The sequence below is a fragment of the Metabacillus bambusae genome, assembly GCF_017497975.1.
In the GTDB taxonomy this organism is placed as follows: Bacteria; Bacillota; Bacilli; order Bacillales; family Bacillaceae; genus Metabacillus; species Metabacillus bambusae.
Window position 1 is genome coordinate 319,276 of record NZ_JAGDEL010000004.1, and the last position, 13,176, is coordinate 332,451.

10 protein-coding genes are annotated in these 13,176 nt (G+C 35.5%); 2 read left to right on the top strand and 8 right to left on the bottom strand.

Translation table 11 applies throughout. The features are described 5' to 3' along the window. Window positions 1-78 precede the first annotated feature (78 nt). Window positions 79-1,437, top strand: a complete 1,359-nt coding sequence (locus I7822_RS08275; RefSeq protein ID WP_207976842.1) for an MATE family efflux transporter — start codon at window positions 79-81, stop codon at window positions 1,435-1,437. 187 nt (window positions 1,438-1,624) lie between these two features. Here the strand turns inward: I7822_RS08275 and asnB are convergent, their stop codons facing one another. After that, the gene (gene asnB / locus I7822_RS08280; protein ID WP_207976844.1) at window positions 1,625-3,475 is read right to left on the bottom strand and encodes an asparagine synthase (glutamine-hydrolyzing); all 1,851 of its coding nucleotides are present in this window, start codon (window positions 3,473-3,475) and stop codon (window positions 1,625-1,627) included. Between the two features lie 438 nt (window positions 3,476-3,913). Here asnB and I7822_RS08285 point away from each other — a divergent pair, with 438 nt between their 5' ends. Continuing rightward, a complete protein-coding gene (locus I7822_RS08285; RefSeq protein ID WP_207976846.1) occupies window positions 3,914-4,474 on the top strand; it encodes a DUF2777 family protein in 561 nt (186 codons plus the stop codon). A gap of 65 nt (window positions 4,475-4,539) precedes the next feature. Here I7822_RS08285 and I7822_RS08290 read toward each other — a convergent pair whose 3' ends face one another. From I7822_RS08290 to I7822_RS08320, 7 genes are all read right to left on the bottom strand, one after another. Then, a complete protein-coding gene (locus tag I7822_RS08290; RefSeq protein ID WP_207976848.1) occupies window positions 4,540-6,408 on the bottom strand; it encodes an EAL domain-containing protein in 1,869 nt (622 codons plus the stop codon). 400 nt (window positions 6,409-6,808) lie between these two features. Next, window positions 6,809-7,168 (bottom strand): YisL family protein, encoded by a 360-nt coding sequence (locus tag I7822_RS08295; RefSeq protein ID WP_207976850.1) that lies wholly within the window; start codon window positions 7,166-7,168, stop codon window positions 6,809-6,811. A 152-nt stretch (window positions 7,169-7,320) separates the two neighbouring features. Further along, window positions 7,321-8,172 carry a CPBP family intramembrane glutamic endopeptidase gene (locus I7822_RS08300; protein WP_207976852.1) on the bottom strand — a complete coding sequence of 284 codons (852 nt, stop codon included), beginning with the start codon at window positions 8,170-8,172 and terminating at the stop codon, window positions 7,321-7,323. Window positions 8,173-8,421: 249 nt separating this feature from the next. After that, window positions 8,422-9,921, bottom strand: a complete 1,500-nt coding sequence (locus tag I7822_RS08305) for a class I adenylate-forming enzyme family protein (protein WP_207976854.1) — start codon at window positions 9,919-9,921, stop codon at window positions 8,422-8,424. 13 nt (window positions 9,922-9,934) lie between these two features. Continuing rightward, entirely contained in the window at window positions 9,935-11,227 is a 1,293-nt protein-coding gene (locus tag I7822_RS08310) for an amino acid racemase (protein WP_207976856.1), read from the bottom strand. Further along, the gene (locus I7822_RS08315; RefSeq protein ID WP_207976858.1) at window positions 11,224-11,790 is read right to left on the bottom strand and encodes a hypothetical protein; all 567 of its coding nucleotides are present in this window, start codon (window positions 11,788-11,790) and stop codon (window positions 11,224-11,226) included. Before I7822_RS08315 ends, I7822_RS08310 begins: the two co-directional genes overlap by 4 nt. Before the next feature lie 14 nt (window positions 11,791-11,804). Beyond that, complete coding sequence (locus I7822_RS08320; RefSeq protein ID WP_207976860.1) at window positions 11,805-13,163, bottom strand: ABC transporter permease; 1,359 nt, start codon at window positions 13,161-13,163, stop codon at window positions 11,805-11,807. Between the last annotated feature and the right edge of the window lie 13 nt (window positions 13,164-13,176).

Below are 13,176 nucleotides of genomic sequence, written 5' to 3' on the forward strand. Positions count from 1 at the left end.
TTACTCTCTTTCTATTATACAACAACGTCTGTAAACTAAGTAAGGATTATAAACGTATAATTGAAGGAGTTGAGAAATATGTCATTAACAAGACAAGATCGTAAAATGACATTATTTGCTCTAACATGGCCAATTTTCATTGAAGTAATGCTCCATATGTTAATGGGGAGTGCCGATACACTTATGCTTAGCCAATATTCGGATAATGCAGTGGCTGCTGTTGGTGTATCAAATCAAATTTTATTTCTAATTATTGTCATGTTTGGGTTTATCGCAACAGGAACAACAATACTTGTTGCCAGATATTTAGGTGCGAATAATTACAAGGATGCAAAAGAGATATCATCTGTATCACTATCTGCAAACCTTTTAATAAGTATTCTTATAAGTGCAGTCATTGTCATTGCAAGTGAGGATATCCTTTTACTGATGAATCTACCAAGAGAACTCTTACCTGAGGCAACTATTTATTTGCAACTTGTAGGTGGCTTTTCATTTATTCAAGCATTAATTATGACTGCAAGTGCTATTCTTAAAAGCTATGGTTATACCAGAGATACAATGTACATCACGATCGGTATGAATATTATTCATATCATTGGAAATTACTTGTTTATTTTTGGACCGTTTGGCTTACCTGTGCTTGGAGTGCCAGGTGTTGCCATATCTACGGTTATATCACGATTGATTGGATTACTTGTAATATTATATATTTTAAAACAACGTGTTCACTTTACAATCAACCTTAAAGAGCTGTTTAAGCTACCAACACACCATATAAAGAATCTGTTGCATATTGGTGTACCTACTGCAGGTGAACAACTTTCATATAACACATCACAAATGGTTATTACATTCTTTATTACAATGATAGGAACCGAGGCATTAACAACTAAAATATATACACAAAATCTAATGATGTTCATGATGTTGTTCAGTTTAGCAGTAAGTCAAGGAACGCAAATATTAATAGGCTATTTAATAGGAGCAAAGGATTATGATGCAGCTTATAAACGAGGTTTAAAAAGTCTATATGCAGGTATTTTCATTTCAACTCTTATGGCAATCATCTTCAGTTTATTTTCTGATAGCCTACTTGGAATTTTCACTTCTAATGAAAGTATTTTAGAAATCGGTGGGACCCTTGTTCTTCTAACCATTTTACTCGAACCCGGAAGGGCATTTAATATGGTTCTTATAGGTTCACTTCGGGCTGCAGGAGATATTCGTTTCCCAACTTATATGGGGATTCTCTCACAATGGGGGGTGAGTGTTCCGATCGCCTATATATTAGGCATTCATTTTAATTTAGGTCTTGTTGGTGTTTGGATGGCGTTTATAGCAGATGAATGGATTAGAGGGATCATTATGCTGTATCGTTGGAAATCACGTACATGGATGACAAAGAGGTTCGCAGAACGGCCTGCTGCATCCTAATCAGATTTCAGTAGTCTGAGGCCAGTCTCTGGTTGAAAATGGTGAATGCCAATTTATCTATAATAATTCCTAATAAAATAGGATAATCTTTAGAAATTCAATAGCCTTCTAGATCAGAAGAAAAGAACATCCTGGACAAATCTACAAAATTTTAGGGACTGCATAAATGCAGTCCCTTCGTTTATTCTTATCGTTCATCAATATCTATCGAATAATTTTCAAACCATACATGAATCTGAGCTAAGTGCGCCAAAAGCTGCGGTCCAGACATTAATTGACCATACCAAGGCACCTGAAACGCTCTACCTTCAGACTCAATAATGTCAGTTAATGCTTGTTTATTTAAGAGTACATGTAATATAGAGTCTTTATTGTTAACTAATGATTGAAGCCAATTTTTCACCAATCTGGTATACTCTGGATTATGCGTTTTTGGATATGGACTTTTCTTACGATACAGAACTTCATCTGGAAGTAATCCCTCTAATGCTTTACGTAAAATGCCCTTTTCACGGTCTCTGTGCATTTTCACATCCCAAGGGATATTCCATACGTATTCCACGAGACGATGATCAGCAAATGGTACACGAACCTCTAAGCTTGCGCCCATGCTCATACGATCTTTCCGATCTAATAAGTTAGCCATAAACCAATGGATGTTTAAATAAAAGAGTTGTCGTCTTTGCGCCTCTATTTCTGACTCACCATCAAGTAGTGGTGTTTCATTGACTGTTTCTTGATATCGTGCTTGCACATACTCGTTTAATTTTAATTTATCCTGCCATTCTGGCTTTAACAGCTTTATTCTTTCATCTGTTGAACGCATCCATGGAAAAGCTGTTCTTGCTAAATCATCTGGTCGATGGAACCATGGATATCCCCCAAAGATTTCATCTGCACATTCTCCTGATAATCCAACAACAAAATCCTTTTTAATCTCTCGACAAAACCAAAGCAAGGAAGAATCAACATCAGCCATACCTGGTAAATCGCGAACAGTTGTCGCCTCTATTAAGTGATCCACTAACTCCTGTTGGGTAATTACACTTCGATGGTGAACAGTATTGAACGTTTCACTCATTTTTTCAATCCAAGGTGCATCTGAATTTGGTTGAAACTCATTTGCTTTAAAAAACTTTTCATTATCCTCATAATCAATCGAATAAGTATGAAGTCTTCCTTTACCTTCTTTTTTATAATGTTCTGCTGCAACTGCTGTTATCGCACTTGAATCTAACCCACCAGATAGAAATGTACATAAAGGCACATCAGATACAAGCTGTCTTTGTACGGCATCTGTAAATAAATAACGAACTTTTTCAGCTGTTTCCTCTAATGTATCTACATGCTGCTTACTTTCAACATTCCAGTAACGCCACTTTTTTAGTCCATCCTTGGTATAAATGAGAGCATGCGCTGGACGTAGTTCGTCAATCCCTTTAAAGACACCAACACCAGGTGTTCTTGAAGGACCAACACCGAAAATTTCAGACAAACCTGTTTTATCTAACACTGCCGAAACAGATGGATGAGCTAATATTGCTTTTAATTCGGAACCGAAAATAAGTGAGCCATTTTCTTCTTTGTAAAATAATGGTTTTACTCCTAAACGGTCCCTTCCTATGAATAACTTCTGCTTAGCAGAATCCCAAACAGCAAAGGCAAAAATCCCATTAAGATGATGCACACACTCTTCTTCCCACTCAATGTAGGATTGCAGCAATACTTCTGTATCTGAATGACCTTTAAACGTGTACCCCTTCGCTAAAAGGACCTTTCGGATATCCTCTGTGTTATATAGTTCACCGTTATAACAAATTGTATATGAATTCCCCTCTTTCGTACGAGTCATCGGTTGGATTCCACATTCCGGATCAACTACAATTAAACGTTTATGACCGAATAACACGCAATTTTCTCCCCATATGTTCGTATCATCTGGGCCCCTTTTTGCTAACGTTTCTGTCATTTTCATCACTGTATCCTGTGCAGTGCCTATATTCTCTTTAAAATTAATCCACCCTGTAATCCCACACATTGAAGCATCATCTCCCTAGTGTAATTTAACTTAAGCTAAGGCTGTTTTCGTAAACTTTGTTGCTAATTACCAAGTAATGCGGTGTGGTTAATTGCAGCGAGAGATGCTCGCTTTCCGCGGGGCGGGCGGTGAGCCTCCACGGCGTAAACGCCTGTATGAGTCTCACATGTCCCGCTACTCCCGCAGGAGTCTCACAATCTCCAATCAACCAAATAGTTTTTGTTTTAAAAGCAACAATCTCTCAGAAAAGAGCCTAAGCTAAATACATCACGTCCTATTACCTATCGCAGATTTTATTGTATGCCCAACAAAATAAATTGTTGATTTGTCCTAAGAAAATTTGATCATGCATAAACATTGCCAATTTTGTCTAAAACGAAGAATAAACCACTTAAAAACTCTTGTTACATGTTTCACAATCACTGGAGGGTAAAATGAATGTGTCCTTATAAACGAACAGATCTGTTGTTAAATCAAAAACGTTCGTACTTAATTGGTTTGATTGAAGTAACGAACGATCAATATGTTATATATGATGATATGAATGATGAACTTCATTTATTAGAAGAGATTCGAGATTATGATTTTGAAATTCTTAGTCCACATGGGTGGAAACCTGGAAAATGGATGGGATTGGGTAAGGTGAAAACAGAGCTTGGTTTATTTTCACTAAATTCAGGGGAAACCATACGGATTAGAAAAAGGCTTCCTGTTGCACTAGATGAAATGTTAAAGGAATTACGTGACGAGACATTTATCCAGTTTATAAAATATCTTAACTCCTTATCATTTTCACCATATGATTGTGTTTATTCCTACAATCAACATCTATTTTTTGAAAACAAGGTTCATAAAAAAGGCGTATCCTTCTATCAATTTGATAATGAAGATTGTATTTGTGCGGTTCAACATCACTTTGAGCGGGGGGTTCACTCCTCAGATCGAATAGAATTTACTACTAGTTTAGGTGATAGAAGCCTTATTATGTCTAAATATTAACTGAGGACGTCATTTATAACTTGAGGTATAAAGCTTGAAACCATTGGTAGGTTTTCAAGCTTACTTTATTTTAAATTATTTTTTAAAAACGCTTCAGCTACATTCACATCCATAGGTTTACAAAAGTAATACCCTTGTCCAATATGACATTTTTTTTCTTTAAGAATCATTAATTGTTCCTTACATTCAATTCCTTCAGCTATTAATTGTAAGTTCAAATTATTGCCCATATCAATAATTGGCTGCACAATATTTTTCTCATTTGAGTGAAGATCATCTACAAATGATTTATCAATCTTCAAATAATCAATTGGAAGGTCCTTCAGCACACTTAAAGAAGAATATCCCGTTCCAAAATCATCAATCGAAATCTTAACGCCAATTTCTTTTAATTTTTTTAACAAAAATAAAGATTCATTAATGTTCATAAACACACTTTCTGTTATCTCTAAATTTAAATACTTAGGGTCGAGTTTGTTATCAGTTAATATTTTTTCTAAATGTTTAATAAAATCCTTATGAAGAAATTGAATAGGAGAAATATTTACACCCATGGTTAAATCCGTTAGTCCCTTTTCATGCCATAATGTTAACTGACGACATGCTGTATCCAACACCCAATAACCAATTTGAGCAATAAGTCCATTTTCCTCAGCTACCGGAATAAATAATGCTGGAGACAGTAAACCTTTTTTAGGGTGATTCCATCTGATCAAGCTTTCAACACCAATGACAGAACCCGTTTCGAGATTAAGCTGAGGTTGATATTGTAGAATGAATTCATTTTTCTCCAATGCTTTTCTAAGCCCATTTTCTAAAATAAAATGATTATTTAGATCATCACGTAATAGTTGTGAGAATACTTTATATTTATTTTTCCCGGTCTTTTTAGCAAAGTACATAGCTGTATCTGCATTTTCAATCAATGTATCAACATCATCTCCATCATCCGGATAACAAGTAATGCCAATGCTAGGCGTTGTGTAAACCTCGTTTTGATCAATATGAATTGGATTTTTAAACATTTCGATAATCTGCTGAGCAAATATTGGTGACTGATCTTTTTTCATATGAGGCATGACAATGACAAACTCATCGCCACCAAAACGGGCTACAAGTGCATCCTTATGAACAGAAGCTGATAATCTAATTGCAACTTCTTTGAGCATCTTATCTCCACTGCTATGTCCCATTGCATCATTTACGATCTTAAACCGATCCATATCAATAAACATCACAATAAACGGATAAACCTCTTCCATTTGATTTCCAATTGCTTTTTCCATATAAGCGTAAAGCTTATTTCGATTTGGCAAACCAGTTAATTCATCGTAAAAAGCTAGATAATTTATTTTTTCAATCGCTTTTTCTCTTTCCGTTACATCTCTGACTAATATATGATTTGCAGTTTTTCCTTGATAGGTTGTTATAAAGCCCAAGGATTCACAAATAATCTCTTCTCCATTAAGACATTTATACGTAATAACAATAGGACTTGATTTTCCACGTGTATTTGTTTCTTCTATTCTTAAAGTAGCTTTCTCTTTCTCATTCGTTGGAATAAAATCAAATACAGACTTACCTATTATTTGTTTTCTATCACATGCTTTAAGTAGATTTACACCTGCTTGATTAATATAAACAATTTCTCCGTCGATATGGATAAGATTTGTTTCAAGGGAATTTTCAATAAGTTGTTGATAAAGTTCTTTTTTTTCGGTGACGATTTCAAAATTTCTTTGAATTAATTTATACAGTAAAAGTGCGTTAATGAAAACAAAAATCCAACCCTTTAGGATATTTACCCAAGTCAAGGTTATGTAGCTATTAATAAGAATGTCAGAAGCAAGTATCCAAATAATACTAATTAAAAGATAAATTAGTGAAATCCTAATACCTACTCTTTTGCTTGTAGTAATGTCTCTCAATATCAAATGAATCGCCACTCTTTCCTAACACATAGTCCTACTAAACATTATGTTAAACTAGTTTCACCGAATTTAGTATAAATATGTTAGATTCAACTCTAAAAGTTAGAAAACGAAAACCTTCGCCAAACAATAAATGCGAAAGTCTTCGTTTTTCTTATATCATCTTGCTGATTTAATTTTGTCGCAGAACAAAAGCGCAAGCGCCTTGATCAGCCTAAGGCAAATAAGATGATTTAGAATAGAAGGCGTTCTTTGCCTTCAATTCTAAATTAGCTTATGACCTCGAGGGGCTAGGCGCTGGAGCTGGATGTCGTGCACTTACCCACAGTTCAAGAATTTTATAATTTCCTAAACGACACAAAAAAAGCGCTCGCTCTAATAACGAGCAAACACTTCATTTTACCTAGCGAAATAGCCAGAAACCCATTGGCAGTCGGAGTCCTAATAAGATTGTTAATATAAGGACAACAATGAATATGATCCAAAACACTTTTGTTGGTTGGCCTTTTTTTAACTTTCCTAAGACCATTTCCATCATTCCAATTGTCAAAATACCTAAAATAATCTTTCCAATATACTCTCCGCTAAATTTATAAATATCTGAAGCAATGATAATACCTGTTACAATAATTAAAACATAGAATAGTCGTAATACCATGTGAACAATTTTAAAAGGTTTTTCTTTTCCTGATTTAAATAGTGAGTTAGCTACGAAGAAAAGAATGATCGCTACTAGCCATGTCGTAATATGTGCATGTGTCATAATTTTTTCCTCCTTAATAGGTTCAAACAACCCTATTTTAGCATGATTCACCAAAAATATTAATGCATTGCATTAAAGATTCATTTTCTTGTGTCTAATTTTTGAAAACTATTTATCCAAAACCTAAACTTATTTCGGAAAATAACTTTTTCTTAATGGGTAATCGCCCCACTCATAAACATCCAAAAATTGAGTACGAAATGAAAAATAATTACTGGTAGTAGGCCGTTAGAACGCATAGTTAGACCAGCCATATAAATGCTGCCAATAGCAAAGCCAATACACCCTATCAAAGGTATCCCTAATGCATAATGATAAAAGCCAAATCCAACACTTGTCACAATTAAAGCAGAAACAATTCCCATCGTGTCAACAAAACGGCTTAATATAAAGCCCCTCCACATGATTTCTTCTAAAGGTGCATTTATACAAGCAAATAACAAACTATACATAACAAGCTGGGTTGAAAGTGTAAAGTCTTGTTTTATCGCAAACATTGTCACAATAAACATCACACTTGTAATGAGAGAAAAAATAGTGATAAACAGCCAAATTGGGGGATGATCAAATCCTTTCCATATCCAAGGAAAGGCTATACGTTCTCTAAAATTACCTATACGCCAATAATGCATTGGTTTTTTATGATCGAAAAAAGCTGCTAGGAAAAGAAGCACTATATAGGAGCATACTAATACTCTTCCTACGATCACAGCGATCTCTAGAGGGAAATCTTGTTCAAGCATCCAGACCATTAAAGGCTGCTCAAGTAATTTAAAAACAGCGAATCCTCCTATAAATGCACAGCATGTTAAAGCAGTCGTCTTATAGTTCGGAAAGATGAAAACACTTCCGATCAAACTACATGCTAAAATTAACATATATAAATAGGAAGGATACATTTGTACAGATAACACACTACCTGCAAATAAAAGACAAATACTTAAATCGCGAAAAAATATTTTTCCTTTCAGCTCTGCAATTCTTAGCAGGAGAGAATGGCGCATAAAGATTAACTACTCCTCTCAGATGTAAGTTTCCGTATGAAAAGCGCAAGCGCCTTGATCAGCCTCGGGCAATAAGACGCAAAAGAATAGAAGACGTTCTTTGTCTTCAATTCTTTTGCGGCTTATGACCTCGAGGGGCTAGGCGCTGGAGCTAGACACAGAAACTCAGTACAAAATTTTATACTTTCTTAACTCCGTAAAAAAATCTGCCATAAAAAGTGACAGATTCCCTCTAAAACAAGATTACTCTTAAAATAGTACTTCCGAAGTTTTCTCCGTAAGTGATAACAATTTAAACCGATCTGGCTTTCTAGCCGAAGTTAACGGAATTTCAGGTAGAACATGCCAGTAAACAGGTCTTTTAAACGCTGGAAGTTGTTCTTCACACATTCTCTTAAGCTCTTTCACCACTTTATGCTTGTTTGATCGTTTATCAATCACAACATATGCGATAGGTTGTTGCCCATATGTGTCATCCTTCTTACCTAGAACCACCGCTTCTTTAACACCTGAATATCGAATTAAGAAATCTTCTACTTCTGCAGAATAAAATGAATATCCACCATGATTTATTTCATCTTGCTTCCTACCGGATAAAAATAAATAACCATCATCATCGAGATACCCATAATCACCGGTACGAACCAAATTTCCATAAAACGTTTTTTTATTTAAGGCAGGATTATTCAAATATTCATCCATCGTATATCTCGAACAAATACTTATCTCTCCAATCTCACCTTTAGGAACTTCTTCCCCATTTTCGTCCACAACACGACACTCTACAAAAAAGGATGGAATTCCGACAGAACCATGCTTATCAAGCCACTCTGTTTCATCAATAGACGAAATTCCGCCCACTTCAGTCGTCCCATAAAAATCTATGAAGCTAGTATTTGGCATCTGTTCCATTAACCGCTTCTTAAGTAAGTAGCTAGTAGGGTTACCAGTTGTCATGACTACCTCCAGACTTCCTGGCATCTCCTCACGACTCTCATCCAACCAATCTACTAAGCTAGTTAGATCACTTGGACCTGAAATGATTTGATGAATTTTATATTTATGAGTTAACATCCATATATATTCTTGTGACTTACTAGTTGTCAAAACCAGTGTTTTCCCCTCTTGTATAATTGAAATCGCCAATGTTAGATGTGAACGAAAAAACAGCGGCCGAATAATCAAATTGTACTCAGTATTATCGCGATAATACTCAGCTGGAATATGCAAGGTAAATGCTTCTGGACTTACAACAATCCCCTTTGGCTTTCCAGTTGTACCAGAAGTAAAAAAAAGGAGAGGAGAGGCAAACTCTTCCTTAGGAACTTCACACTTCGAATATTTATGGAGATCTTCATAAACATCTTCAATAAAAATAAGTGAATTCCTGCTCCCTTGAAAACTTTCTTTCACTAAACAAGCAAATGATCTTTCCGTAATCATATAAGCATTCTGATTAAGTTCCAATAAATATTCAATTTCGGATTGGAGATAGTGAACGTTTACTGGAATAATTTTTGCATTAATCGCCTCTAAAGCTAAGAACACCTCTAAATAACCAACCTGGTTATTCATAAAAATCATGACAGAATGACCAGAATCTATACCTTTTTCTGTTAGAAAGTGGCTCCATTGATTCACTCTTTCAAATAATTCCTTATATGTAAGCTCCTTCTTATCATCGATCACTGCAGGTCGATTTGGATGAGAACGTGCATATTTTTTTAAAACAGTAGTCAAACGCTCCATCTAGTTCCTCCAATTAAAGAACTTCTAGCATTTCTAGATGTTTTTTAGCCAGCTTATGCTCAGGGTTTAGATGTAAAGAAGAATGTAATGCTTTTCTTCCTTCTTCTAAATCCTTTAATTTAATATAAGCTTGTGCTAAAGAAAAATACAGCTCATCATCCTCAAGTCCCTTTTGTATACAGAACTGAAACTCAGCTATCGCTTTTTTTACATTACCACCAAATGCCTCTGGTGTATTTAACAATCTCATCCCGTTTACTTTTCGCGCCAATAATAAGTCTGGCGCAATTTCCAATGCCCTGAGCGTCTCTCTTTCAAATATAGGTAATAATCTCATTTTATTAAGTACGCTTGAGTTTTCAATCAATCTTCCCATTGCAATCGCAAACCATGCATGTGTTTCAGGAGATTCTGGTTCCTGTTTTACTGCATCTTCCATCATGTTTTTTGCTTGTTTAAATTTCCCCTGATCTAGAAGTAGTTTACACTCTCTAATAATCTTATCAACGTTATCATTAGTAGCTTCCCTTATCATTTCGGGCATTTGATGATCAGTCTCTTCAATTACTTCAATTTCAAAATCTGCTTGTATCTGTTCGTTTATTTTTAATTGCTCACTTTCATCCACTTGATTTGCGGCATACATTAACGTCTTTTCTGCTAATAACCGAGTCGTATCGATGCACGGTAATACCGAGTTATGATCACTTATTATGATTGGTAATTCAGTACAAGCTAAAATAACAAGTTGACTCCCTCTGTCTTTTAATCCTTCTATCATGAGTTGGACTTCCTTTACAGTATCTGAATCCACATGATCAAGAAGTAATTCTTCTGCTATAATCGCATCTAATCTTTCCTTCTCCTCTTGAGAAGGTTCAACTAATTGGATTCCTGCATTTTTTAGTTTATCTCGATAAAGGGAAAATTGCATCGTTGGGAACGTCCCTAATACCGATACTTTACTTACCTTTCTTTTAAGACAATCATTAATTGTTAGATCAATGATACTAATTAAAGGTAATGGAGACACGGCTTGTACATCATCGAAAACGTAATGGGCTGTATTTGCTGGAATAATCGCAAATTCTGCACCAGATTTTTTTACATTCTCAATTGATTCTAATATTAAGCTCGTAATCTTGTAAAAGTCAGCTACATCAAATTCATTTTGTGGGTGAGCATGCATTGAAATTTCTGGGCAGTTCCTGAACCGTTTTATCCCTTCGATTACAATTTCCTTGTAGCACAATGCTGCACCGACTGCTGTTACCCCAACAATTCCAACATGTTTAAAGGCTTTCATACTAATCCACCGACCTTTTCAGCTGTGACCTCATCTACTGTTGATTGTAGAAACCGATTTTTTTGCAAACGATAATGAATTAAATTAGGATTAAAGTATTCCACTAGTTTTATCCCTGGTTTTTCATTAGATTGGAAGTGTAATTTATATTCCTTAAAAGGAATTAATCCACCATTAAGATCCTCATTAAATATTAATTTTTTCGGATTTCCAAACAGGTCTGAAATTTCAGTTGGTAGACACCATCCATTTTTCGTGATAATCCGATTTGACTGAACTTCATCATTTTTTAATATCTTGCCAATCACTTCTTCTTTTTCTAAAATCCGCTGATAAAATTCGCTTGGAACATGTTCTGGATAAAGCATCATAAAGTTGTGAGAAACAAATAAATTTCGATTTACGGTGTAAAGAAATGATTCTCGATAAATTGTATTATCATGTTTTTCTTGATTAATAACCTCAACATACACCCTTTCACCACACAGTGTTTCTAGCATATCGGTTGTACGTCCATCCGAAACCAACAATAATTCAAATAGCACTTTACTAAGCTCTTCCATTTGTTCACCTCTATTCACTTAACATAGTTCATTTTCCATAAAGAAATTAGCAGGAAGCATATGCCAAAGCCAAGTAACACAATTGAGTTAACAAGAACGTGTTCGAATCCAAGTCCTCTTACTAAAATATCCTGATAGCCTGTAAGAGCCCATGCATGTGGTGTAATTAATGCGATATTTTGCATGATATCTGGCATGATAAATAAAGGAACCATCGTTCCACCTAATGCAGCCAATGTTAAGGCGAGCAAAACAGACCACCCTGATATTTGCGAATCCGTCTTAAAAACAGCAGCAATTAACATACCTAAGCAAGAGCTTGCCCATACAAGCGTAAGTGTTACAATAATTAAACCAGTAAAGGATGAACCAAGTGACATATCAAAGACAAAATGTCCGAAAGCAAAGAGAACGACTACTTGAACAATACCGATTAAATAATTTGGAAGCATTTTCCCCATAAATAATTGCCAACGATCAACTGGAGCTGCTAAAATCCTTCTAAATGTACCGTCATTTCTTTCATTTAAGAATGAGCGGCCTGCATACATAATAATGAAAAACGCATACATGACCGTATAACCCGGTACATTTTGCTGAAAGGCATCGGGACGTTCGATTACCTCACCCTCTGTAGCAGAGTAGGTTCCTATCGTGATACTTGGATTACTAAGAGATTCACTCGCGGTATCTACTAAATCTTCCTTCATTCCAGTAAGATCTGGAGCCGTTTCTTCCTGTGAGTCTACCTCCACTGAAGCTGGTTGAGCTGCATTGTTTGTCAATTGATTTAATTGTGTTGTGAGTGCTTCAATTTGATCCTGATACGCAAGTTCTACTTGTTCAATTTCATCCGTAACCATTTGATTGATGTCTGCAACCTGATCATCAACCATTCGACTAACGATATACTCTACCTCAAATGCTTGTGCTACCCCTTCTATCGCTCTACCGATAATTGAAGTGATATTGGCTTGTGCTGGGTCTTCAAACGATACTAACTCTAGTTTTTCACCGTTTTTAATCTTACTACCAAATTCCTCTGGAATGATTAATGCAAAAGGAAATTCTCCATCCTTTACTGCTTGTTTCGCATTTTCCTCGGTATATTTGGTACCATCTTCTTCAGCAAAGGTTAACTTTACACCTTCGGTAGCATCCAATAATTCAATTAATTTTTCGGAATCGTTCGTTTGATCTAGATTTACAATAGGAAGAGTGATTTCTTCACCCTCTCCTCCTTGAAATACTGGCATTAAAGCAAAACTCATAATGGTCATGAGCATTAATGGAAGCATGAACAAAACAACGATTGCTCCAGGATCTTTTAACATGATCCTTAAATCTTTTTTAGCAATTGCCCACCATTGCATAGCAAAATTCTCC

Coding starts and splice junctions, on each gene's coding strand:
- I7822_RS08275 (WP_207976842.1), top strand. CDS start 79: ATGTCATTAACAAGACAAGATCGTAAAATGACATTATTTGCTCTAACA.
- asnB (WP_207976844.1), bottom strand. CDS start 3,475: ATGTGTGGGATTACAGGGTGGATTAATTTTAAAGAGAATATAGGCACT.
- I7822_RS08285 (WP_207976846.1), top strand. CDS start 3,914: ATGTGTCCTTATAAACGAACAGATCTGTTGTTAAATCAAAAACGTTCG.
- I7822_RS08295 (WP_207976850.1), bottom strand. CDS start 7,168: ATGACACATGCACATATTACGACATGGCTAGTAGCGATCATTCTTTTC.
- I7822_RS08300 (WP_207976852.1), bottom strand. CDS start 8,172: ATGCGCCATTCTCTCCTGCTAAGAATTGCAGAGCTGAAAGGAAAAATA.
- I7822_RS08305 (WP_207976854.1), bottom strand. CDS start 9,921: ATGGAGCGTTTGACTACTGTTTTAAAAAAATATGCACGTTCTCATCCA.
- I7822_RS08310 (WP_207976856.1), bottom strand. CDS start 11,227: ATGAAAGCCTTTAAACATGTTGGAATTGTTGGGGTAACAGCAGTCGGT.
- I7822_RS08315 (WP_207976858.1), bottom strand. CDS start 11,790: ATGGAAGAGCTTAGTAAAGTGCTATTTGAATTATTGTTGGTTTCGGAT.
- I7822_RS08320 (WP_207976860.1), bottom strand. CDS start 13,163: ATGCAATGGTGGGCAATTGCTAAAAAAGATTTAAGGATCATGTTAAAA.